15 protein-coding genes and 1 pseudogene are annotated in these 25,089 nt (G+C 56.0%); 4 read left to right on the forward strand and 12 right to left on the reverse strand.

From position 1 onward, the window contains the following. Nucleotides 1–392: 392 nt before the first annotated feature. The 7 genes and pseudogenes from HW450_RS07225 to HW450_RS07255 form a co-directional block, all read right to left on the reverse strand. Nucleotides 393–3,563: a Z1 domain-containing protein gene (locus HW450_RS07225; RefSeq protein ID WP_182384983.1), complete on the reverse strand. Its 3,171-nt coding sequence runs from the start codon at nucleotides 3,561–3,563 to the stop codon at nucleotides 393–395. 3 nt (nucleotides 3,564–3,566) lie between these two features. Continuing rightward, nucleotides 3,567–4,589, reverse strand: coding sequence for a PD-(D/E)XK motif protein (locus HW450_RS07230; RefSeq protein WP_182384984.1), 1,023 nt, complete (start codon nucleotides 4,587–4,589; stop codon nucleotides 3,567–3,569). Next, the gene (locus HW450_RS07235; RefSeq protein ID WP_182384985.1) at nucleotides 4,504–6,219 is read right to left on the reverse strand and encodes an ATP-binding protein; all 1,716 of its coding nucleotides are present in this window, start codon (nucleotides 6,217–6,219) and stop codon (nucleotides 4,504–4,506) included. The genes HW450_RS07230 and HW450_RS07235 overlap by 86 nt, the downstream gene beginning before the upstream one ends. Nucleotides 6,220–6,617: 398 nt before the next feature. Next, nucleotides 6,618–7,331: a DUF3800 domain-containing protein gene (locus HW450_RS07240; protein WP_220463888.1), complete on the reverse strand. Its 714-nt coding sequence runs from the start codon at nucleotides 7,329–7,331 to the stop codon at nucleotides 6,618–6,620. A gap of 308 nt (nucleotides 7,332–7,639) precedes the next feature. Beyond that, nucleotides 7,640–12,557, reverse strand: a pseudogene (locus HW450_RS07245) (DEAD/DEAH box helicase). A 24-nt stretch (nucleotides 12,558–12,581) separates the two neighbouring features. After that, the gene (locus HW450_RS07250) at nucleotides 12,582–13,721 is read right to left on the reverse strand and encodes a type II toxin-antitoxin system HipA family toxin (protein ID WP_182384987.1); all 1,140 of its coding nucleotides are present in this window, start codon (nucleotides 13,719–13,721) and stop codon (nucleotides 12,582–12,584) included. Continuing rightward, nucleotides 13,718–13,930 (reverse strand): type II toxin-antitoxin system Y4mF family antitoxin, encoded by a 213-nt coding sequence (locus tag HW450_RS07255; RefSeq protein ID WP_182384988.1) that lies wholly within the window; start codon nucleotides 13,928–13,930, stop codon nucleotides 13,718–13,720. The genes HW450_RS07250 and HW450_RS07255 overlap by 4 nt, the downstream gene beginning before the upstream one ends. Nucleotides 13,931–14,135: 205 nt before the next feature. Between HW450_RS07255 and HW450_RS07260 the strand changes: the two genes are divergently transcribed. Then, entirely contained in the window at nucleotides 14,136–15,509 is a 1,374-nt protein-coding gene (locus HW450_RS07260) for an exonuclease domain-containing protein (RefSeq protein ID WP_182384989.1), read from the forward strand. A gap of 32 nt (nucleotides 15,510–15,541) precedes the next feature. Here the strand turns inward: HW450_RS07260 and HW450_RS07265 are convergent, their stop codons facing one another. Next, entirely contained in the window at nucleotides 15,542–16,432 is an 891-nt protein-coding gene (locus HW450_RS07265; protein WP_182384990.1) for a DNA glycosylase AlkZ-like family protein, read from the reverse strand. A gap of 24 nt (nucleotides 16,433–16,456) precedes the next feature. Between HW450_RS07265 and HW450_RS07270 the strand changes: the two genes are divergently transcribed. Next, a complete protein-coding gene (locus tag HW450_RS07270) occupies nucleotides 16,457–16,942 on the forward strand; it encodes a hypothetical protein (RefSeq protein WP_182384991.1) in 486 nt (161 codons plus the stop codon). Between the two features lie 183 nt (nucleotides 16,943–17,125). Then, the gene (locus HW450_RS07275) at nucleotides 17,126–18,409 is read left to right on the forward strand and encodes a Fic family protein (RefSeq protein ID WP_182384992.1); all 1,284 of its coding nucleotides are present in this window, start codon (nucleotides 17,126–17,128) and stop codon (nucleotides 18,407–18,409) included. A gap of 37 nt (nucleotides 18,410–18,446) precedes the next feature. On the opposite strand, the gene HW450_RS07280 is transcribed toward HW450_RS07275, so the two are convergent. The 4 genes from HW450_RS07280 to HW450_RS07295 all read right to left on the reverse strand — a co-directional run bounded on the left by HW450_RS07280 (nucleotide 18,447) and on the right by HW450_RS07295 (nucleotide 22,990). Then, nucleotides 18,447–19,940, reverse strand: coding sequence for a DUF1846 domain-containing protein (locus tag HW450_RS07280; protein ID WP_182384993.1), 1,494 nt, complete (start codon nucleotides 19,938–19,940; stop codon nucleotides 18,447–18,449). 101 nt (nucleotides 19,941–20,041) lie between these two features. Next, nucleotides 20,042–20,668, reverse strand: coding sequence for a LutC/YkgG family protein (locus HW450_RS07285; protein ID WP_182384994.1), 627 nt, complete (start codon nucleotides 20,666–20,668; stop codon nucleotides 20,042–20,044). Continuing rightward, entirely contained in the window at nucleotides 20,658–22,187 is a 1,530-nt protein-coding gene (locus HW450_RS07290) for a LutB/LldF family L-lactate oxidation iron-sulfur protein (protein WP_182384995.1), read from the reverse strand. The genes HW450_RS07285 and HW450_RS07290 overlap by 11 nt, the downstream gene beginning before the upstream one ends. After that, a complete protein-coding gene (locus tag HW450_RS07295) occupies nucleotides 22,187–22,990 on the reverse strand; it encodes a (Fe-S)-binding protein (RefSeq protein ID WP_182384996.1) in 804 nt (267 codons plus the stop codon). Before HW450_RS07295 ends, HW450_RS07290 begins: the two co-directional genes overlap by 1 nt. A gap of 281 nt (nucleotides 22,991–23,271) precedes the next feature. Here HW450_RS07295 and HW450_RS07300 point away from each other — a divergent pair, with 281 nt between their 5' ends. Further along, a complete protein-coding gene (locus HW450_RS07300) occupies nucleotides 23,272–25,077 on the forward strand; it encodes an L-lactate permease (RefSeq protein ID WP_182384997.1) in 1,806 nt (601 codons plus the stop codon). Nucleotides 25,078–25,089: the final 12 nt, after the last annotated feature.

A 25,089-nucleotide genomic window follows, 5' to 3' on the forward strand; every position in this document is an offset into this window, starting at 1 on the left:
GTGGAAAATTCGTTGCCGACCTACCTAAATGATGCTTCCCCAATTTCCACTCCCCCATAGAGTTTGAGCCCAGTCATCGGCACTCTCCTTATAGGTGGAGGGTCAACGGCTGGACTACGTGAGCTTATCCTAACACTGAGTGCAACTCAGATGCCAACCGCTAAGCCTCTCAAAAATGCCGTTAACCCCGCCGAGCTTTCTCTGTCCGCCAAAGCCGTCTATTGAACCTTCTGCAAGTGGGCGTTCTAGATTACCGAGGTTTCCACACCGGATGTTGCACCACATGCTGAGCGAATAGGCTCCACGGCAAGCGCTTGCGAACAATCTCCCGAGCAGCGCCGCTGGTCTGTTTCTCGGAGAACCAACACATTTCAAATGATTCAAGAGGTTCTCTAGCCGTCGTCAGTTTCGGTTGCATCGACTATGACATCATCCTTCTCCGATTCGACTCGGACGCCCCACTTGACCGGGCCGGCAGATTTCAGAGCTTCGAATGGAGTGCTTAGGACAAACTGTATTCCGATGTGTTCGGAACCCCGCTTTCCTGCTTTCTTCCAAACTTCCGAAAACGGCTCCACTTTTCGCGCATCTTTGTCGCGTTCATCGAAGAAGTAAATCAAAAGTCCGGCAAGCTTCCGCGAAGGTTCCAGAGGCACAGGTAGCTGACGATAGGCATCAAACTTGCCAGCAAGTCGTGGCTGAAATTCTTTGAGCTCAGCCAATTCTTCTTTGCGAGGAACCCTTAGATCACAGCCCATCGAAATAGATGTCAATGCATAGACATGCTTACGGTCAGCGCCGGCAATATCATGACGTTCGCCCTTCTTCTTTCCACGGCGCATACGACTGACTACAGGAACAGGAAATTGGATTCCATCGACATCAATGAGTGATTCGGTCCCCTGTTTACCTGGGATTGGCATCATGACAATGACGTCATCCAGCTCGCCCTTTTCGATCAGATCTTGAACATAGCAAAGTCGCGGAATGACATTCACCTGGAAATACTCTGCACGCGGTTCGTCGACGCTTGTGTCCCCATAGAACTGGACTCCGCTGGAGAAGTATTCCAGGAACTCGTTTCCACTGATTCTTGCCAGCCTGACATTGAAGTAGTCTGCGGAGATTATTGGCTTGCCACCAGTCAGTTGACCTTCACGACGGTAGTAGGCGACCTTATGCTCCTCACCCATGCGCTCGAGCAAGAATCTGCCAAAGTGCTCGAAGTTGTCCCGCCTTGCTCCCGGATTCGTAGTGGCACCATTGAATTCCTTCGCGATTGGTGAAGAAGCCATCGACTTCACATAAGCGTTAAACATCTTGTTGCGCGCTGTTGGCAAGAGCCCTGGAAGAGTTTGCTGAACAAGCGGCGCCAACTGAGCTGGGGTGATGACCGGCCGTCCGTCATCGTGCAAATCTGCGTAGTAGGCGACCTCTTCGCGGAATTGTTCCTCGTCACGCATCGAGGCTTCGAACATCTCAACCAGACTTGGTGGTGCGTAAAGTCGCACCAGGTCTTGGTATCCCTTACGGAAACCGAACCAACGTCCGGTTTGCATGAGTGTATCGGCGGTACCAGCTTTGCGACGGAAATAGCTGACTGTCAGACCTTCCACCGTGTACCCGCGTGACAACTTCGCGCCACCGACCAGGATTTTCCACACCTTGCCACGTTCGAAGTCAGCTTCCTCGCCACCTTCGGAATCTACCTGCAAAATTGGAACCTGCTTGTCCATTGGCAAGTCGCCAATGATCTCATTAACAGCTTCAGAAATATAAGGAATGAGCTCGTCAAAAGATCCCGGAACTGGGTTGCCGCCAACATACTCCGGGACTTGCAGGACTGGGTAAACGTCTTTCTCGTACAGCGACCGCAAGTGTTCAGTAGCAGCGCCGATGGCATACCCTCGCTTATTCCATATGTCACTGAGCATCTCTACGGAAGCGCCATGGTGCTCGTTCTTTACAGATTCGTGGACAAGCATTGTGTGATGTTTGAACCGGAGGTTCGGATCTCGCGCCTCACGGAACTTCTTGATCGCACCAGTGAGGACGAACATGTCCAGAGCGGTTTCAAACTCCTCCAGCTTTAAGTCTTGGAAGTAGTCAGTTCCTTCTTCCTCTGCGATACCCGGCTCTGCGAGATCACGAACAAACGCAAGACTGTTGGATTGCTCAAGTGTCGGATTGTCATCGGCCGAAAACTTCCACCGATCATGGAACCAATCTGCTCCACGATAAGGTTTCGGCTTTGCAAGCATGAGCACGAAGTCCTTTGGATAAAGATCCTCAGGATCTTCAGGGTTGATGAAGACGTTGGCAAACGGAGTCGCAGTGTAACCGACGTATTGAGCCCGGGGAAGGTTGCGAAGCAGCGCCACAACCTCCCGGTTCACCGCAGTTCGCTCGGTTTCCTTCTCGGGATTCTTGTTTTTCGAAGTGTTGACTGATGCTTGGTCAGACTCATCGTCGATGATTAGCGCCGGAAGTTTCTGTAGGTTACGGTTGCTGGACAGCCGCCCAAGCTGTGTATTCAACTTTTGAAGAACTCGAGAATTCTTCTTCACCACCGCGACATAGCACGGCGTCCGCATCAGTCTTTCTTCGGTGAGGAAGTTATCATCGATGTCATCGCCAAGTTCAATGTTGGCTGTACCAGTTTTAGCAACATCAAAATCTGCCGCAGAGCTGGTCAATCGTTTAATTCGAGGATATCCGTGGATCTTACCTGGCCGATCACCGTGGCTGAGGAAGAGACCGTTATCCCAATCCGGATCACCGGAGAAATAAGTCTCTGCCTTAAGTTCTGGCCCAGCCAACTGACTGATATCACGGCCATCCAGGACGGCCTCAGTGCCGAATAATTCCAAATCCAAGCGTCTCTGAGTTTGATTACGCAAGTTATCTAGCGTGCCCGCCAAAACGATAATCATCCGATATCCGGCATCGATCGCTTTAGCCATCACAGCAGTGAAATTGGCGGTTTTTCCTGATTGCACATAACCGACCACTAGCCCCCGGCGCGGGTGTGTGCCCGGGTTGAGTGGATCCTCGAGGCGACGGATCACATCGATGGCCTGCTGGTTAACACTCGCAATAGCGTCAGCTGTCCAACCATTCTTCTGCAACACCCCTCGGTAGGCTTTCCAGTAGTAAGGGTGTTGCTTCTGTCGCTCTGGGGTGTACCAATCGTAGAATTCTTCGTCAACGATTACTGGCTTGGACAATCCATTTACTATCCGGGAGAACTTCTCGGTGAATTCGCTGATCCCCAGCTCAGAAAACACAAAACTTAGCCGCTCCGTTGAATTCGGAGCGGTTTCGGTAGCCGGATAGAGGGTTTCTGGAGCGGCCTCCAGCATCGTGTACAGATGCTCAAGGAAGTTCGCGAGTTGCGCATCATTGGCCTCGGAAAAATACTCGCGCAGAAGATCCTCAGCGTAACCGACCTGAGGCACGTTGACCTGCAAACGCTGGAGCAGCGGCATCGCGATTACTAGGGGATTTCCAAAGTAGAAGCCAATGTCGCTGTTCAAACGGTTGTAAAGATCGTCATTGGACATGGCTTAACCTTTCGTCTCTTCGAAATAGCTTCCCACTGCGGAACCCAATTCAGGGAGACCGCCTAGGGAAATGCGGTAAGAAATGTTGCTAATACGTTCATCGAAGTCTCCGCTGAGCCGCGGGAAATTCGTGTCAACGTTGTAAAAGGCAATAGGTGTACGCAGCAACCAACGAGTTGTGTAAAGGTGTTGATTTTCAGCGATGATGCCAACCCGAGCGAGCTTGGTCTCCAGTAATTCCGCCGCATGGGCGTCGTGAAGCTGCGAGCGGAGCCCGTCAATTGCCTCCATGAGGGTCTCGCCCCCTTCGGCGGTTTTTGTTACCTGGAGGGACGCGAAGAGTAAGTTTTTGCCCAGAGTTGCTTGCAGTTGTGATAACGAGGAGATTATGTGAGATCGTTCTTCACTAGAAGTTGTTTTCACTTCAATATCGCAGGTAGCGAAGGTAAAGTCGTGTTCTTCTGCGAGTGGCCCCAGCCATGCAGCGACGGCTTCGTCGACGGTTTTGAGCCCACTGCGGACAAGGTGACGGAGAACCATAACCTCACCTAGCAGGCCAATTTCAGTTGCCTGGGAAACCATTTTGAAGCCTTGCAGCAATTCACGAAAGCCTGAGACGGAGTCTCGAATTGCGACCACAGGGGAGACTCCGTATTGCTGGATCAGCGTGGCGATGTTGCGGAGGAAGTAATAAGGCGCGGTGAGATTGGATCCGTCAACGAGAACTTCGACGATCGCTTTCTCGGCGTCATCGAAGCGCTCTTCCTTGCGCAATCGGAGATTCCTCAGATCGCCGATGCCGGTCTGGTCTTTTTCAAAGTCGAAGCCGCTAGCTTCGACGCGTAAACCAAGGTAACGCTCACGAGGATTGATAATGAGACTGACGTCAGTTCCCTGTTGCAAGGAGATATCGGTCAATTCGCCGGTTGCCCAGCGGTTCTCAATCCAGGAAATCGGCAAATATTTCTGCCCAAGACCGGCTGTCATCGGTCCGGTAACGGCGCCTTCGCGGTGTTCCAGGCTCATCGACGCTCTCCACTTCTAGTCGGTCCGCAGGTGCACTACTGCATTGCTCAGCCTTATTCTTACCCAACTTCCACTGCAGCTCCGGGTAAGCAGGTGATGTCGATTTCCGTTTGGGGGTGAGAAGGCGACGTTCGTGTGCTTCAATTTCTTCCGCAACGGCGGCATCCAAGGCAGCTTGGTAAAGCGCCAGTTTGTCCATGGCTCGCTGGGATTTTCGCGCCATGTCAAAAAACTCGTTAAAAAGCAGGTACGCCAATGTTCGGAGCAAGGGCGCATCCTCCGCCTCGCTACCGGTTAGTCCCAGAGCTGGTCGCAGTGCCTCATTAAGTCGGATGGTGTTGGAACGAAAGTCAATGTTGGCGAAACCTTCATCGGAGATTCTGCTAGTCCACACCACGTTGATGGGATCACGCGGCGCAAATGCGGCGGTTTCTTCAATGACCTCAACCACCGGTTCCGCCATGCCTTTCCCCGGTGGGACAATTGGCTTTAGCTTGGAATCACGCTTGTTATTCTCTTGAGCTATTTCAACTGCATAATCAATAAATTCCTCGAAGCCAAAGGATCTGTTTGCAGGATCACGCAAGCTTTCTACGAACTCATGAAAACTATTGCGTGTTCGCACCGCTCCTTTTTGTGGACTAATAGTGAAGTACTCATCGATCACTCTCGGGTCGTCGATTTCGACCCTGGCAAGTCGCAGATTGCGGGCGGGTTTGATCAAGTTAAGCCAGTCGCCTTCTGTGATCAGTCGACCGTTAAGGTACAGATAGAACCCCTGGTGAGAATAGTTCCCCGCGCGGTCCAGCACGAAGTTCACCGATTTCGATTCTGGCCAAAGGTGCACGGTAATGCCCGGCGCATTTTCCTCCCCTCCAACGGTAAGCTTCTTCGGGTATCCCGGCGCGCCAGGACGGGGATAGCCAAACGGGTTGATGGGTTGGACGCGTCCGGTCTTGAATGGTGTCGCAGTGGGACCTTGTTGGACATACAGCGACACCAATTCTGGTTGGTCGGCGAGGAAACGATGGTAACGCAATCCAATATGCTGACTGATTTTCACCGTCAGCAGGGACAGGTACGCGCGCGCCTGATCGGGGTCGCTGCCCTGGTATGAGTCGATGAGGTTGTGCCAGATGACGGTGGTTCCTGACCCTCCGCCAATTGCTTTGCGACGCTCAGCCCAAAGCCTATCCACCTGGGGCGCAGAGAGCACTCCGACTTGGAAGCTTCCCGAGAACATTGTGCGCCCTACTGGTTGGGCGTGCTCTTCAGCAGAAATGACAGAGGTTTGGGTCGAGTTAGAAAGGGAGGCTTCTTTCAGTCCTACTCCGTAACGCCCGATACCGTTCGATTTTTGGGGATTGTGTGCGCCGAGCCGGAGGATGTTTTCCAAGGTCTCTTGGCTCATTCCATGTCCATCATCATGGATGTGAACCTCATCAACCAAACCTTCTACCAGGTGGAATACGATGGCAATTTTCGACGCTCCGGCGTCGATACTGTTGTCGATAAGCTCGTCTAATCCAGAGTAAACGTCATGGTTACTTCCCAGTGCATGCTGGATGCTGGGCAGTGGAGCAGCTTCGATAAAAAGATCGAAGTCTTGCCTGGCGGAAAGCTCACTCACGTGACAGAGAGCCCTTTCTCAATGTCGTATTGGCGGGGGATTGCAGCCTAATAGGTACCGAATTGAACTTATCATTAACTGTCCGATCGGCTATACCGGCTTGGGTGGTGATCACTGAACGACGCCTACGTTGAGGTCACAATGGTTCCCGGTAGGTGGGACAGTCACTGTTTGGAGCAACCACGCCAAACCTGGGCAACCTAGGAGTTATGAAGATAGCCCCCTAATCTCCTGTTAGGAAACTAGAAGGCCATCAAAGTATGTTGACGCAAACCAATATGCGTGATTCCGGGAAAGCGATTCTAGTCGCAGCCGGGCTCTCGGGTGGTGGAGGGTTAGTCCAATTCCTCGAGCACCAATGATTATACGGCCCTAACCGCTGTTGTCAACAGCGTCGATCACTTCAATTGACGCACGGTCATTATATTGACTTTTCCTTCCTGTACGTCCTCAAAACTGTCTAATTCCAGAGCTCGGCGTAGTCGCGATGCCACCCGAGCCTTGGGGGTTTGACGTTTCGCATTGTCCGGTTTCCGATCGCGACGCCGTTCATATGCAATAGAACTAGCAACAAGGTCGGCGAGTTGCACAAAGTCCATTACTTGCGAATCAACATCGTATGCTTCAACAATGCAGCGGCTTCCCAGTTTCCGGTTCACCTCGTGCTTCACCGTCTCCGCAACGGTGAATCCCTGCGGGGTTTGCACCAGATCCATGAAAACATTAACCAATTCTCCCCGATTAATATTACCTTGGATCAAACGGGCGGCCATGAGCGCTTGCTGCTCCCAAGTTTCGCGGTCATCATCGAACAATGTCTTTGAGTCATATACTGACCCGCCAACCCTAACGTCGGCTGCTGCAAGCACTTCCACAACCTCGAAGTAGAAGGCCACTTTGTCCGCCTTAATGTCGGCAAAATGGATCTCTCTATAGAATCCATGCTTTTGTCTTAGGTGGCGGATTTCTCGCTCAAGACTAGGAGCATTTCGAACTTTTACGAATCCAACAACAAAGAATCCACCACTAGAGTTTCGAGCACCTGACTCGTCAAGGTAGATCGTAGAGACAGGTACTCGATTTGGGAGCGAAAAATTTTTTGATTTAGCCACCAAAAGATCATACCTCAGCTATGTAACATTAAACCCCATGTTAGAACAAACAAGCGAAACATCATGTGGCGAATTCAATATTGGAGACAGCGCCCGGGGCGGACAGACAACAACCCATGTCAAATAGAGTTAGCCATACACCAATCTCATATTTTCGATGGTTTAATGAACTTGACGTTTTCAACATGCAGCACTCGTGACTCCTTGACTACCCTAGAGGATCCAAGGAGCACTAGCCACGCGCTTGTGCATTTTATCCATTGACCCCCTGAGGATTTTTGCTCTTCAGGGGTCAATGCGTTGCAGATCTACAACCCCTTCACAATGTCATTCGTCTCCACGGCCACGCGTGCAACTTTGGCAATGAGGTCCACGATGTACCGCGGATTACCCACTTCATCGGCCCAGTCGTTCGGGTCATTCACAATGCCCGAAGCCGTGTCCTTTTTGAGGTAATAGCGGTCAAAGATCCATGCCAACGCCGATCGCGATCCCAACATGTATTCCTCGGCGTCCGCCGGGACGTTGGAGATGGTCACCACATTGTTGTACTTGATCCGCGTGAAGTCGCCCTTCTTCGCCCACTTCATTTTCTTCGCGCTAACGCGCCACGTCTCCCGGTCCTCCGGATCCGCGCCCGCCTTCAATTCGACCGTAACCGGGTACGGCTCCACATCCTCATACCCGACGTGCAGCGACATGAGCTTCTCGCCGGCCACGGCAAACTTGTCGAACTCATCCCGCGTCGGAGGCGTTTCAATATGCGGCAGCATCTTCTTCAAATCCGCCGCATATTTCTCCCGATACTCCGGATCGTGCAGCTTTCCGTACACAAAGTGGAAGATGTCATCGCCGGAAATATCCGTGCCCAGCTCATCCCGGTACAGCTTCTTGACCTCGTCGGTCACATTATCGACGCGCCGGTACCCCGCCACGACCTCACCGACCTCACCGTACTTGCTCGCCTCGCCAGGCTTATCGACGTCCACAGCCGCAAGATCCAATTCCCCTTCAGGAGCCTCAACCTTTTCCCACGTGAAACGGGGGAAGAACTGGCCTGTGAAGGTAAAAAACGAAAGGTCTGGAATCTGATCGACAGCTAGCACTGCAAACTGCGCTGCATCGCGTGGCGCCATTACTTCAAATCCAATATTTCGATGCTCCGGAGTCGGGAACATCGATGGGAGTTGGTACGTCATGTCGTTCAACGGAGGATCGAAAAGCCCCTGCAGCTTTGTGAATGGACGATACGCTGACGTGTAAGTCCGATTCCCGTCCAATTCAATCTCTCGATTTCTCACTGCGTGGTTCTTGAGAGTGCGGTTCCACGAGATCTTTGTGGTATCCGCTAAAGCAGGAAAAGCGATGAGGAACTGGTTGAAATCAGCTTCTTTCGGGGAAACCAACCCTTCGGCCTCTGCCCACGCTCGGAACTGCAAACGAGCATCGTTATAAGCCGAAACCAATGTGCTCATATTCCCTTGCAGATTCATCTTGCCAAACGAATACGCCCAGGAATCGCGAGCAGTGGAAAGCCCTCGGGAAAATCGTTCAAAGAAATTATTCGTGTCAGTCTTCTTGTCCCCAATTACCGGCCACTTCTCAAAGTCAACAGACCGCTGGCTCAACCAATCGCCATATTCGTTTGGTTGAATCATTCGCCAGTCAATTTCCGTGACAGTCGCTTGGGTGGCGTATTTTGTTTTCATTTCCGGCGTGGCGTAGTCAGGCGATTCGTAGTAGTGAATACTGCAGCCTTTCTTGCTACTGTCTTTGATTCCTACGGTGACTGCCACACCTACACGAATATTGAAGACGTTTCCGCCTTCTCGTTTCGCCAAATCGCCTGTTGTTCGGGAATTGCCGCGCAGATTGAAAATGTAAATGTCCGAGAAGTCCTCTGCCATTGAAAGGCGTACCCCCCCCCCCGGTATTTCCGTCAATCCAGCCGTTGTTGGTTACAAACGCGACTACGCCCCGATCACCAATGCGGTCCGTCGCCCAGCGGAATGCGCGCAGGTAGGAGTCATAAAGCGAGTTCTTGTTCGTCGCGGTCGACTTAGCCGCGTAGGTCTCTTCAATTCGCTTATCCAAGGTCGGATACTTGAGATTCGCATTCAGATCGTTAGCACTGTTTTGACCTACCGAGTACGGTGGGTTGCTAACAATCACGTTGATCGGTGCCTCAATCTGCCGGGTGATCGCGGCGTTGTTCTCTCGGAATACGTCAAGGTCAAGAACGTCGCCATCCTCATAAACCTGGAACGTATCGGCAAGCGCGATGCCCTGGAACGGCTCGTATTCTGGAGCCTCGGTGCCGTCGCGAAGCGCAGCCTCTTCCCGTAGCGCGTTGTAGGTCATTTCGATGTTCGCGGTGGCCACGTAGTATGCGAGCAGCATGATTTCGGTGGCGTGCAGCTCGGAGGCATACTTGCGCGCTAGGTCTTCTGGTGTGATGTAACCGGACTGCAGGAGGCGCACCATGAAGGTACCGGTGCCGGTGAATGGGTCGAGGATGTGGACGCCTTCGTCGGTAAGCCCGCGGCCGAAGTGTTTGATAGACAGGTCGTTGGCGGCGCGGAGGATGAAGTCCACGATTTCGACCGGGGTGTAGACGATGCCGAGGGCTTCGGACTGCTTTTTGAAAGCCTTGCGGAAGAACTTCTCGTACAGTTCCTTAATTACCTGCTGTTTGCCGGAGGCGCTGGTCAAGGCTTCGGCGCGCAGGCGCACGTCCGCGTAGAACTTTTCCAGTGGCTGGGTTTCGGTCTCCAGTTTCTTGTCATCAAGCGCGTCGACCATGCGTTGCATCACGCGGGCAACCGGGTTCATTTTCCCGAAGTTCTCCGAGTTAAACAGCGCGTTGAACACCGGCGCGGTGATCAGGTGCTGGGACAACATGCTGATCGCATCGTCTTCGGTAATCGAGTCGTTCAGGTTGCCCCGTAAGCCCTCGACGAAGATGTCGAATTCTTTGCGGATTGTGGGGTCGGCGGCGTCGATAAGCGCCCTAATGCGCTCCATCTGTGCCTGCGCGATGCCCGCGACGTCCTCGGCCCAATCCTCCCAATACGTGCGGGTGCCGACCTTGTCCACGATTTTGGTGTAGATCGCTTCCTGCCATTCCTCCAGCGAGAACAACACCAACTGGGTGACTTCGTCCTTGCCCGTGTCAAAGTTATCCGGCTTCTTGGTGTCGCCCACGTGGTCGTGCTCGACGGGGAGCTTTTCGTGATCGCCTTCGTTGAGATTGACGGAGCTGACTCGGGCATTGAACCGCTCATCGTGGGCACGGAGGGCGTTCAGCACCTGCCAGACAACCTTGAAGCGCTTGTTGTCATTCAGCACCTCAGCGGGGCTCTTACCTGGGGGGACAGCCACCGGAAGGATAATGTAGCCATACTCCTTGCCCTCCGACTTACGCATCACCCGGCCGACGGACTGCACTACGTCCACAATCGAATTGCGGGGGTTGAAGAACACCACCGAATCCAGCGCCGGCACATCCACGCCCTCAGAAAGGCAGCGGGCGTTGGTCAAGACACGAATTTCGTCCTGTTCTTTCGCGGCCTTGAGCCACGTCAACTTTTCTTTGCGAGTCAGTGCATTCATCCCTCCGTCCACATGATCGGCGGTCACTCGCAGGTCCACGTTGTGGAGGGAGACGTCGTTGAGCACGGCTTTCTCCCGAAGGAAATCGGTGTGGCTCGCAATGAGCTGCGGGAACGAAGCGGCGATATTCTTAGAGGTCTTGATGTCCTTGGCAAACGCGACCGCGCGCTCCATTGGGAGTGCGCCCTCTTCAAAGCCACCTTTCTTGCCTTGTTCGGTTCCCGAGCGCTTGGCAAAGGCATTCCACGCGCCGATCATTGCGGATGCCTGGGTGAGGGTCAGCTCCTCGGTAGGCGCCATACGCGCCATCGCGTCGGCTGCCACCGACTCGTCCACTGTCATGACCAGGACTTTGTAGTCCGTGAGCAGGTCCTTCGACACCGCCTCACCGAATCCGAGGCGGTGCATTTCAGGACCATAGACCGCCTCATCGTCCATGGAGAACAGCTCGGCGGAGTGCTCAACGGCCTTGCCTTTGACAGTGTCATCGAACAGGCGTGGTGTGGCCGTCATGTACAGGCGCTTTCCGGCTTTGATGTACTTCGCGTCGTGGACCCGGTTGAAGTTTGATGGGTCGTCGCCATGCAGCGTCGCGCCCGTGGTGCGGTGCGCTTCATCGCAAATGACCAAGTCGAATGGGTCAAGGCCCTTTTCTTGCGCGTCATGGATCGCAGGAATGGACTGGTAAGTGGAGAAAACAACTGTTAGCCCAGCTTTGCGTTTGCCCTTGCTCAGTTCCTCACTGATTTCCGCGCCATTCGTACTGACGGGGATCTCCAGATCGTAACTGGCGATGTCCTCCGCTTCCTTGCCTACCTTGGTATCCGAGCACACCGCGTAGGTGCGCAGATCCAGCTGCGCCTGGGCCGACCACTCCTTCAAGCTCTGAGAAAGCAAGCTAATCGACGGCACTAGGAACAACACCCGGGCCTTAGGATTAGTCGGATTCAGCTCAGCTGCAAAACGTTCCGCCAACCGCAACGAAGTAAAAGTCTTGCCCGTACCGCAAGCCATGATGAGCTTGCCTCGATCATGCGTTTTGAAACCTTGCAGGACATTCTTGATGGCTTCTTCCTGGTGTGGACGCGGTTCGAAGAACTCTTTTCTCGTCAGGTTGATCTGAATCTCCGAACCAGGGAACACAATGTCCCAGTTGATCGGCGATTCCGCAATGTCGCTCACCCCGATGCGGTTGGTCTTAATGATCTGGTTTTCCAACGCGGATTCCGCATTACTCGACCAATTATCGGTGGTGGAAATAATGATGCGGTTGGCAAAAGTCTCGACGCCGTTCTCGGTCTGGAAACTACGTCCTGACGCCTCGAAGAACGAATCCAAGTGCCGCTTCTGCAGATAGGTCTGCGGCAGGTAGAACTTGCACTGGATTGCCGTCCAGCGTTGGTCATCACGTCGACGGGCGACCAAGTCGATTCCGGTATCCGCTTTGCCTCCGTTGTACTTCCAATCGCCCCAACGATAGACCTCGTCATAGCGTTCCTTGAGCACCGGATCAGCCTTGAAGTAGTTCACCATGAGCTTTTCAAAGCTGAGTCCCTGCTCAGCAGCCGATGGGAGCGTACGGAGTTCAGCGATGGCATCACGGAAAGAAGACATAAGTAATATTTTGCCTGATTACCTCTACCAATGCCGCCTGCGACTCCGCAGAATCCTCACTAGATCCCTTTGGCGACGGGAATCCCAGGGACAGGCGTCGATAAGCGCCCGTGCGAGGTTGTCGGTGGCCTTTACTGCTTCGTCCGCGATGCTGTTCGCTTTCTTTTCGCTTAGGCCGTAGTCTTCGCAATACTTCAGGAATCTCTTGCGGCTAAGGCCATTTCTGTTGCCCGCAACGCTGAGTGCCATCGAGGTGTCACCATAGGGGGCGGTGCTGGGGATGTCGTAGACCGGGGAGAGCTCGAACCCCTGTCCTTTATTAATGACGGAAACATTCTTGGCGTGGAGGTCTCCATTACCGCTTAGCCAAGAGAATGCAAGCTGGGTAGCGAGTCCTTGAGCTGCGAGTATGGGCGAGCTGACTACACCGAGCACCGCTTCGGTTACCTCTTCGAAACTGACGTTGTATTTGTCTGCCGGATAGATATTCAGGAGCTGGCCGGCGTCTTCGACAGCATGTTTGTGGGGGAATTGGCCATCGAATCTCTTAATGACCAGTCCAGATCGACCATGCTGGTCACGGATTACCTTGGCGTCAACAATCTTGTTCTTCTGCCCCTTCATACCCCGGAACGCCTGTATGCAGGCGTATTCGTTTTCGACAAGCCAGGGATGCTCTGGCGGCGAGATCTTTACGATCGCCTCCTCCCCCATAGGAAAGGCAATGGTCCGCGCCGAGGCCTTCTCCTGCACCCCAGCAATCGCATTGGGATCGGGCACGCCTGCGTCTGCCAGTACGTTTTCGAAGTCGAGGTCAGGCGCGTCCAAATCGATGCTCGCTTCGGGCTTTTTCGGGCGCTCCCCCTCAGGCAGCACCACCACTCGGCCAACAGTGTTCCCACCCACGGCGAGCAACAGCCCGAGATCGTCATCGGCTGAGGTCTTGACAGAGCGCTTCAACGCAGAAAGGCGTCGACCTTCGGGAAGCAATCCGGCGAAGAATGGTGGGAGAGCGCCGGGTTGGGTCCGCACTGGGCTTTGCTTCATCGGCAGGGTGGTTGCAACCGGGATGGTTGTCTCAGGAAGGTAGCGAAATTCTACGTATTCTCGCGTCCGCTCCAACTCGGCAACCTGCTGCTCTCCGATCCACACCCCGGCGATCATCGCAGCGCCTCAGGCACGTGAATGACGGTGGTTAGCTCTAGTCCAAGAACCGCCAGCACGGCGCGCAGCTTGTCCACGCGCACCGTTTCTTTACCGGCTTCGATCGACCTAACTAGTCGCTCACTCACCTGTGCCAGGTCCGCAAGATCTTCTTGGGTGAGGTCGAGTTCTTTGCGTCTTGTTCTGATTGTTTCGTGGATTAGTTCCATTTCCGCTCCGCCATTTCAGGCACGATCGTGCCTATATCGGTCAGAATAGGCCTCGCTCAACGTATCTGCAACCCCCTTTAGGTACGATCGTGCCGATTAGATAGTTATTGATGTGGACACAGTGCCAAATTTCCCAAAATCGGCACGATTGTGCCGATTTATTAGATCCGTTCATGGCTAGTGAAAACTGTGTCACAATTGCCGTATGGGATTATTTGAGTGGCTGCGCAGCCTGTTCTCTTCACCGAAACTAGCGCCAAGGCCGTCGGCAAGCACCGGTCCTGCATTCATGGTGATCGATATTGAAACCACCGGCCTTTCTCCAAAGAACGACCGAATTCTGGAATTAGCTCTGGTCAGAACGGATCACTTCGGTCGGCCGCTGGCGGAGTGGAGTTCGCGTATGAACCCGGAGGGGCCCGTCGGTGCTACTCACATTCACGGCATTACCGATGACGACGTGCGCAACGCCCCAACCTTTGCACACCTGGCTCCCTTCATTGCTTCACAACTTGCAGGTCATGCTTTGGTCTGTCACAACGCCAAGTTTGACCTTGCGTTTCTTCAGAACGAATTTCGGCGTGCAGGCTGGGATTGGCCTCAGACCCCACATTTGTGCACTCTGCAGGCCTCACGCTCGCTACTTCCCCAGCTGCACCGTTACACATTGGAAGCGTGTTGTCACGCCGCCGGTTTTGCACATGTTGATCAGCACAATGCACTTGGCGATGCGAGAGCAACAACTCGCCTACTCCAGACGATGCTGGCTCTCGACTCTAAAAGTAAATCCGTCCACCAATTCCACCGGCTGCCTAATGAAGCTCGACGAGTTCAATGGCCGACATTGCCCTCTCGTTCCCCTCAACGCACACCCGAACGGAAATCGCTCCCAAAGCCACCGATCAGGAAGCAGAACTCCAGGAAGACTGAAGCAGCCCCGCTCATTTCTCAGATCAGTGCTTCCTCCGTACTTGAGCATGTCTCCAATGACAACGCAGCCAACTACGTGGAAGTACTTCTTTTGGCCTTGGCTGACCATGAACTTACTGAAAGCGAATCTCAAGCACTGGCAGAACTACAACAAATGAGCCAACTGTCAGATGAAGAGGTGACAGAGATTCATCGCGCTGTTGCAGCCTCACTTGCCGATAATGCAGTTGCTGATGACATTTTTAGCAAGCACGAACGCACGGAGATTAAGACCGCCCTGATGATGCTTGGGATTCCCGAGAAGCTGGCAACAAGGTTTTTCCGTGAGGCACAAAAGCGCAGGTATGTCGCTCTGTCCCAGGGACTTCCTCCCTTGCCCGACGACTGGAATGTGGGCGAGCCGTTGCATGTCGGCGATAACGTAGTTTTCACGGGAGTAGACGATGCCCTGCGATCACAATTGGAGAATCAGCTTAAGAAAGCGGGCGTGTACCTCGCTTCAGGCGTTAGCAAGAAGACGGTCATGCTGGTGACCGACGGATCTTTTAGTGGCAAAAAGTTGGATAAAGCCACCGAGCTGGGCACCCGGATCGTGACGCCGGCTGAATTCGAAAAGCTCTTGACGTGGATTCAGCCATTTGAGGGATAACTGAACTCTGGTTTCCCAGATCGGGTGAGCGATTACCCCACCACCGCTACCTCTCCATCGACCACCCGAAACGGCCTGCACATTCCGTTCTTTGTTGGCCCCACAATGGGTACTAATTCTGCTGGACAAACCACCGAGCGGTCCTTGTATCCGAGCAGGTATTCGTCGAAAGCCGGGAGGTCAAGCTGGTTTCCAAGGACGCCATCCAAGGACACATTTTCCTGATAGGCTCCCATGCAATGCTCTCCCACCTGGATCACGTCGCGCGCCAAGCTCGCTGCCCGTTTCGCATCACGCACCGTGAGCCCACTCCACCAGGCCAAATCCTGGACTGTCGCAGGACCACGGGAGTGGAAATACCGGGTGCCGAGTTCAGCCAGAGCATCATCGCCTTCCAAGTCGAGGCCCGGCCCCGAAAATGCAAACACATCCTTGTCGATCTGCACCACATCCCCCGTAGAACCGAAAGATCGCAGCAGATGAGAGCCCTGCGCACCATCAAACCCCATGATTTCATAGGCCAATTTACGCGGTACCGGGCCGGAAGACAGCGCCTCATGAAAAGCAGCCTTTGCGCGCGCATAATCAGAGGAAGTGATGCCGAGGCCTGGGCGTCGTTTAGCGGCGGCTGCCTCCGCGCGGGGCGCGCACGACCGCATCATCCACGGCGCGTCCTCGGCGGCCAGGAAGTGGTGCGTGCCGCGCTGCGACCAGCAGCGGACGATACCATCGAAATTGTCGGCGTTAGCGCGCGCCTGCAGGGCCTTAACACCTGAATCGTACTGTTGCGCCTGGGTTGCAAGCATCCAGCGAGCAGCGTCGAGGGGCGTGACCAGCTTGAACGCAGGCACCAGACGCTGGGCGATAGGGCGTCGGGCGCGAAACTCCTCAGGTTTCATGCCCTGGAGCTCAAATGGCAACACACCCGTCATCTACCCTTGAAACCAATGACCACGCTTCAGCTCAAAACATTCCAACCCCTCCCCCAGGTGGCCCGGTTAAAAGAAACCGGAACACTCACAGGCGATTGGGATCGGATTTGCTCATGCAGCTGGACCGAAGCGTACCGAGGCATGGTGTCAAACATGGCCACCCACGGCATCGATTGCGCAGGCAACCCTCCCATCTGGGCATGGTGGGGACCGCTCACCCTTGGCGACGCATTCCTGCTGTACGACCTCGAGCACGACCTACCGCAAGGCTTCGCCACCATCACTTTCAACGCCCCATCCAAACTGGTTTTCCTCAGCGACTATGGCGAATGGAATGACACCCTCTTCCCCTACACCCCATGGACCCCAGACCCCCTACCACCGACACCAGGCCAGCAACTCCAGGCAACACTGCCCTACCTCGATCTAGCGTGGGTCACGGATATCAGCCCATTGCCGACTGCGGATTTTTACGAGTTGGATTGGGATAGTGCAGTGTAAGCGCCCGCAAATCCAGCGTACGGATGGGACGATCCAGGCCTTAAAAATCCCATCGGTACGCTAAATTTCCCAACCCCTTAAGCCTTAACTGGCGGCGAACCCGCCACCCACCGAAAGATAAGGCTTAAAGTTAGGTAGAGTCGAGATTCACCGAAGGATAAAGCTTAAAGTTAGGAGTGATCGATGGGCGAGTGGCTGGAAAAGACGTGGCTGCCTGCTGACGGCACCGGCTTAAGTCGCCGCGCCCAGGCAGGCGGAAAGTATCGTGCTTACCTGCCAGATCCACTCTCGGAGGGCATCTCTATTTCTCCAGAAATAGCCTCCCGCGCCGGCATCCTAGAGCGCCAACTGCTCTCGTTGACTCGCAAAGACACCGCATTCGGTCTCGAAGGAATTTCCCGTTTCTTGCTGCGCTCCGAGGCAATTTCCTCTTCCCGGATCGAAGGCATTGCCCCAGCCGCCGACAAAGTGGCACTCGCCGAACTAGCCGACTCTGAAAGCATCACCGGTTTTAGTCGAAGCGCCGAGCTAGTGGCAAACAATATCGCCATCCTCAAAATGGTGGAAAGTCGCATCGCCACGGCCGACGCCATCACTCCCAACGACCTCTGCGAACTGCAATCCCGCCTCATCGAAACCCCAAAGATCGCAGGACTGCGCACTGAGCAGAACTGGATCGGCGGCTCGAATTGGAACCCCCTTGAGGCCGAGTTCGTCCCACCACCACCACCCGAATACGTTGCAGGGCTTATCGACGACCTATGCATCTATCTCTCCGGCGCAGAGCACGGCGCATTGATCCAGGCCGCAATTGTCCATGCCCAATTCGAAACCATTCACCCATTCGCCGACGGCCACGGACGCGTCGGGCGCGCCCTCATTCATGCGGTACTGCAGCGACGAGGCCTCACCAACTCCCCAATGCTGCCAGTGAGCATGATCTTAGGTACATGGCCGAACCGCTACGTAGCTGGACTTACCGCATTCCGAGAATCCAACATTGACGGGTGGCTGGACTTCTTCTTCACAGCCACAGAGGAAGCCATCAAACAATGTGCCCGAATTTCTGAGGACATCGCCGAACTCACAGCCGAGTGGCACCAGCGTTTTAATACGCACCACACAAACAGTGGGGCCAAACGGGCTCCCCGGTCCGATTCTGCCGGAGCCCGCATTCTCACCCAACTAGCCGAGTATCCGGTTCTCACCGCCAATTCCGCAGCACGAATCTTTGACCTGTCAGACACTGCTGCTAGGCGTGCCCTGGAGTCACTTGCTGATGCGGGAATCCTGCGCCGAAAGTCCGTGCACAAGTCAGGAACCACCGGCTACCTCGCCGATGAAATCCTTGACCTCATCACCTTCGCCGAGCGCAGACTGGCTTCCACACAGTTCGATACCCGGGTGAGCCCGCCAAGAGGTGGCTTCCCCAAATCCAGCGTACGGATGGGACGATCCAAGCCTTGAAAATCCCATCGGTACGCTAAATCCGGCCGCCCAAACCCTACTTCCTAAACAGGCTCTTCTTCGCGAACTTCGGCTCCGAGGTCACCAGCACTCCGAGGTTACGGAAGATGCCTTCGTCCACGGATCCGAGGATCGTGGTGGTGTGGATGTCGCAGCCGCGCAGCTCCTGCAGTCTCTCCAAAGCCAAGCGCGCGTTGTCGTCGGTGGATGCCGAGGTGGACAGCGCGATGAGCACTTCGTCGGTGTGCAGACGCGGGTTGCGGGAGCCGAGATGCTTGGTCTTGAGCGTCTGGATTGGTTCGATGGACTCAGGGGACAGCAGGTGCACTTCGGAGTCGATTCCGGCGAGCAGCTTCAGCGCGTTCAGCACGACGGCGGCGGAGCAGCCCAGCAGAGGAGAGGTCTTGCCTACCACGATGCGGCCGTCGTGAAGCTGCAGGGCGGCGGCCGGCGCTTCGGTCTGGGCAGCAAGCTCGAGAGCTGGGGCGATGACGGAGCGCTCAGAGGTTTCGATGCCCAGGCGGCCCATGATCATGGCGACGCGCTCGGAACCGATCGGATCGAGCTCCGCGCGGGCCTCGGCAACGAGTTCCTTATAGTAGCGGCGGATGATTTCTTGGCGGCCGGCTTCTTGGCACACCTCGTCGTCGGAGATGCAGTGGCCGGCCATGTTCACGCCCATGTCGGTTGGGGACTGGTACGGGGAGGATCCGGCGATCTTCTCCAACAGCACCTTGAGCAGCGGGAACACTTCTACGTCGCGGTTGTAGTTGACCGTAGTTTCGCCGTAGGCAGTGAGGTGGAAGGGGTCGATGATGTTCTTATCGTCCAGGTCCACCGTCGCAGCCTCGTAGGCCTCGTTCACCGGGTGGTTCAGCGGGATGTTCCAGATCGGGAAGGTCTCGAACTTGGCGTATCCGGTCTGGATACCCCGCTGGTGCTCGTGGTACATCTGCGAAAGACACGTGGCCAGCTTGCCGGAGCCAGGGCCCGGCGCGGTAACAACCACCAGGTCACGCGTGGTTTCGGAGTATTCGTTGCGGCCCAGCCCCTCCTCGGAGACCACCAGTTTGGTGTTGGAAGGATAGCCCGCGATCGTGCGGTGGATGGCCACTTTAAGGCCGAGGCGCTCCAGACGCTCCCGGAACGTGGTGGCCTGGATGTTGTCGTCCTCCATCTGCGTCATCACCACATGTTCGACCAGAAAGCCCTGTTCCCGGAAGCCATCGATCAGGCGGAGCACATCCTCTTCATAAGTGATGCCAAAGTCCGCGCGCACCTTGTGGCGCTGCAGATCTTTGGCATTGAGGCAGACGAGGATTTCCAGCTCATCTTTGAGCTGTTCCAGCATGACGATCTTGTTATCAGGGGTGAACCCGGGGAGAACGCGGGAGGCGTGCATATCATCAAATAGCTTGCCACCCATTTCCAGGTACAGCTTCCCACCGATTTGGTCGCGCCGCTCTTTAATGTGGTGCGATTGCATCGCGATGTATTTGTCGCGGTCAAATCCGACTTTCTGTGCAGTCATGCAGCGTGCGTCCTTAGTGCAGTAACGATCAGGTACGCCCGCTAAGTCTATCAACGATCAAAAACACCGCGGTACTAGTCCGGGGAAATTTATTCTCACCGCTACCCCAGCAAGATCACATCCAGGCGGCGAGGCCCATGCACTCCCTCCACACGCTCAAGCTCAATGTCCGATGTTGCGGAAGGACCCGAGATCATCGTGATCGGTGCGGTGCGCTCCACCCGGGCGAGTGCTTCCGGGATCAGTTCGACCACAGTATCTACCGGCACCACGCACACATGATGGTCCGGTACCAGGCTGATAGCGCGGCGTCCCTCGTTGGCGCGGCCGGTGAGGAAGATGGTTCCCGTTTCGGCGCAGGACACTGTGGAAGACGTGACCACGGCAGACACAGTGTCATTGAGCTCGCGGGTTGGCAGGACCTCTGAGCTCGACTCGAAGAAGGTACGGTTTGCCTCCCGCGCAGCCAACCAGGCGCGATCCAGCCCATCCGGTGCCACGATGCGGGTCGCCTCGCCAAGCAGCTCCGCCATTCGGGCTGGGAGAGACTCGGCAGTCTCGTGGTACACGTTCGCCTTGTAGTCCAGGAGCCGATCTTCCAGCATCTCCAGGGTGGCGGCGTGATTGAGGGACGAGGTGCGTCGATAAGCGCGCGGCACCTCTGGGGCCTGAGGCACGTCGGCGAGGGCGCCCGCAATACGTCGCAGAATCTCTTGCTTAGCGCTCATTGTTGCCCTCCTCAGGGGTGAAACCGTCTTGGGATAGACGCTCGGCTGTTTCCGCACTGTGCTGCTTCCACCAGTTCCGGAATGACTGCTTCGGTGGCACGGGAATGTCACGCTGATCAGTCCAACCACCCGCTATGCCCGGCAGCCAACTAATCTTCTTCCCCGGCAACGCCACCGCACGCCCCAGCGGTAACGCCTGCTCCAGCAGCGACATCCGCCTGCCCGAAGACATCGCCACCGACGCCGCCTTCATCAGCAGATCCATCTGGGTCGGCACCTTGTTGTCCTGCGCTTTTACCGCCTCAGAACGCAGGTGCACCAAAATATCCGGAATGTTGATCTTCACCGGGCACACGTCGTAACACGCACCGCACAAACTCGACGCAAACGGCAACGACGCATTCTCCGCCGACGTAATGCCGGTGAGCTGCGGAGACAAAATCGCCCCAATTGGGCCGGGGTACGTCGAACCATACGCGTGCCCGCCGGCGTGCTCGTACACCGGACACACATTCAGACACGCTGAACAGCGGATACAGCGCAGCGCGTCGCGGCCAACCTCGTCACTGAGCACCGCGGTGCGGCCATTATCCAGCAGCACAATGTGCACATTCTGCGGGCCGTCACCTGGGGTTACCCCAGTCCACATGGAGGTGTATGGGTTCATGCGCTCGCCTGTCGATGACCGTGGCAGCAACTGCAAGAACACCTCAAGATCCTCAAAGGTGGGGATGAGTTTTTCGATGCCCATCACCGTAATCAGTGTCTCCGGAAGCGTCAGACACATCCGGCCATTGCCCTCCGACTCCACCACGCTCAAAGTCCCGGTTTCCGCCACCCCGAAGTTCGCGCCAGATACGGCAACGGTGGTCTTGAGGAACTTCTCCCGCAGATGCGTGCGGGCAGCATCCGCCAGATCGCTTGGATCCGAGGTCAACGACTCATCCGTCTCTGGCATTTCCTGCAAGAAAATATCCCGGATCTCATGCCGGTTCCGGTGGATAGCAGGCACCAAAATGTGCGACGGTTTATCCTTGCCTAGCTGCACAATCAGCTCCGCAAGGTCCGTTTCCGTCGCGTGGATCCCCTGCGTCTCCAGGTGTGCATCCAGGCCGATCTCCTGGGTGGCCATGGACTTAACCTTGATAACCTCCGTCGACCCAGTCTCCTGAATCAGCTCAGTGACAATCCGGTTCGCCTCCGCAGCGTCACGCGCCCAGTGCACCTTACCGCCACGAGCCGTGAAGTTACGCTCGAACTCCTCCAACAGTGCAGGTAGCTGCGCGGCCACCCGCCGTTTGATCGCCTCACCAGCGTTGCGCAGTTCCTCCCAGTCCGGCAGTTCCGCCGTTACCGCCGATCGCTTGGCACGGATGGTGTGCGTGGCGTGGTGAATGTTCGCACGCATCTGCTCGTTACGCAGCTGCTCTTTCGCTGCCTTCGGGAACGGGATATCCGCGTGCACATTTCCCTGCCCATAGGCTGGGCGGGGGCGTGGCATTCCAAGGTTCGTTGTCATCACTTCGCTCCTACTGGAATAGAAAGTTGCACGTCGCCGGTGATATCCAGTGGGTTCGTGCGGGTGGCGGCCAGAATTTCGGCAAAGTGCACGGTCTGGATGTCCTCGCCTCGTTTGTGGGCCGCGCCCCCGATGTGGAGCAGGCAGGCGGCGTCACCGCCGGTGCATAGTTTCGCGCCGGAGGCAGCGATGTTGCCGAGCTTTTGTTCCACCATGGCGCCCGAAACGTCCGAGTTCTTCAACGAGAACGTGCCGCCGAAACCGCAGCATTCATCGGAATCCGGCAGCTCACGGAAGTCAATCCCCTCGACCGTGCGTAGCAGGCTGGGCTGGCGATCGTCCAACCGCAGAAGCCGCTTGCCGTGACAAGACGGGTGGTAGGTGACGGTGTGTGGGAAGTAGGACCCAAGTTGGGACGTGGCGTTGGTGACACCGAGGACGTCGATAAGCAGCTGCGATAGCTCGTAGGTGCGTGCGGCGACGTCCTCCGCTTCCCGCGCGAGCTGTTCCTCACCAGCGGCGCGGGCGACCATCGGTTGCTGGTGGCCGAGCGAGGCGACGCAGGAACCGGACGGGGCAACGGCGTAGTCGAAGCTTTCCGACGAAAACGCCTGCACATGATTGCGAACCACCGGGAGTGCCTCGTCCAGATATCCGCTGTTGACGTGCATTTGGGAGCAACATCCTTGGCCCGCTGGGTACACCACCTGGTGCCCGAGGCGTTCCAGGATGCGGACGGTGGCTAAGGCGACTCTCGGATACATCGCGTCAACGATGCACGTGGAAAAGAGTGCGATTTTCAATGGGTCCTCCGGGGGTGAGTGCGGTTATTTTTTCAACAACCTTTGTGGTCAGACCATAGTAGAACGGTGAGGTAAATCACGCAAATGGCAAAAATATTCCTGACACCACTTGACGAACGTGACCCGCAACACATATTCTCCTGTGGACTGACCACACAGGTTGGCTGTGAGTTGTAAGCGCGAGCGCCTTATCGACGACCATCCCCTAGTCGCTCGTTGCCCCCACTTGCCTTCTCCTGCCATCCAAAACAGCAGGTGAACGCCTATCGGAAAGGACTTTTATGGACAATCTCGCTGTCCTGAGCAGCCTGGCATTGCTGCCACTGGTGCTCGTCGGTGTGCTCCTCGCCGGCCTCCATTGGTCGGCTAAACGCGCGATGCCCGTCGGGTACGTGGCTGCCGTCATCGTCGCAATGAGCGTGTGGAAAATGACGCCGATCGGCATTATCGGCGCCACCATTGAAGGCATCATCGTCGCCATCACCATGCTTTATGTGGTGTTCGGCGCCCTGCTGCTGCTCTCCACCCTCACCATCGGCGGCGCAATGACCACCATCCGCGCCGGCTTCAACGGCATCTCGGAAGACCGTCGCATCCAAGCGATCATCATCGGCTGGCTCTTCGGCTCCTTCATCGAAGGCGTCTCCGGCTACGGCACCACCGCAGCCGTTGTGGCCCCACTGCTGCTGGCCATTGGATTCCCGGCAATGGCTGCCGTTATGGTCGGCCTCGTCGTCCAATCCACCCCGGTGAGCTTCGGCGCCGTGGGTACCCCCATCCTGGTCGGCGTCAGCGGTGGCCTCGGCGGAGACTCCGCAGTGGCAGAACGCGCCGCGGCACTGGGACTCACCATGCCCGACTTCCTCGCCCACATCGGTTTCCACGTTGCCGCCATCCACACTATTGTTGGCATCCTCATTCCGCTGTTCATCGTCACCATGCTCACCGGATTCTTCGGACCGGAGCGCAGGTTCCGCGACGGCCTGGAAGTCTGGCCGTTCGCCATCTACGCATCACTGGCCATGACCATTCCATACGTCCTGGTAGCCCGCTTCCTCGGACCTGAATTCCCAGCACTGTTCGGTGGCATCTTCGGCATGACACTGGTCATGTACACCACCAAGCGCGGTTTCCTCGTCCCCAAAACCACCTTCCGCTTTGGTCCCCGCTCCGGCTGGGAAGCACACTGGATGGGAACCATCGAACCAGCAGAAGTATCCGAAGAAGCGCCACGCATCACCCGCGCCCGCGCCTGGGCCCCCTACATCCTGATGGCAACGTTGCTGGTAGCGTCCCGCGTCATCGGGCCTCTGAAGGAATGGCTGGTCGGCCTAGCCATCCCATTCAAGGACATCCTCGGTACCGGCATCTCCACCTCCATCCAGCCGTTCTATCTCCCAGGCTTCGTCCTCATCCTCACCTCCGTGGTGGCCTTCTACCTGCAAGGAATGAACAAAGCCCAGATCAAGGAAGCGTTCTCCCTGTCCGGCAAGCAGATCGCCGGCACCGCAGCCTCCCTGATGTTCGCCGTCCCACTCGTGCGCGTGCTCATCCAATCCGGCCCATCGCTCAACGAATCCGGCCTCGCCTCCATGCCAGTGACCATGGCGCAAGCAGCAGCCGCCATCTCCGGCATGTCCTGGCCAGCGATCGCCCCGTGGATCGGTGCGCTCGGAGCCTTCATTGCAGGATCCAACACCGTCTCCAACCTGACGTTCTCCCAGTTCCAGTTCTCAACCGGCGTCGCCATCGGCCTCGACCGCCCAGAACTGATCGTGGCAGCGCAAGCCGTTGGTGGCGCGGGTGGAAACCCCATCGCGATCCACAACATTGTCGCAGCCTCCGCCACGGTCGGCCTGCTCGGACGCGAAGGTGCACTGCTCCGTCAAACCATCTGGGTTACCATTTACTACTGCCTGGCAGGTGGCGCAATTGCCTGCCTCTTCGTCACAGGCTGGGGCCTCAACCTGGGCACCATCATGGCCACACTTATCGTCATTGGGCTCATGATCGTTGCCAGAAAGCTCTGGCACGCTCCAGCTCGACAACCACAAGAGCAGCCGGAAAAGGTTCCAGTTTCGCCTTAACTAAATGTGCAG

Source organism: Corynebacterium hindlerae (genome assembly GCF_014117265.1).
Taxonomy (GTDB): domain Bacteria; phylum Actinomycetota; class Actinomycetes; order Mycobacteriales; family Mycobacteriaceae; genus Corynebacterium; species Corynebacterium hindlerae.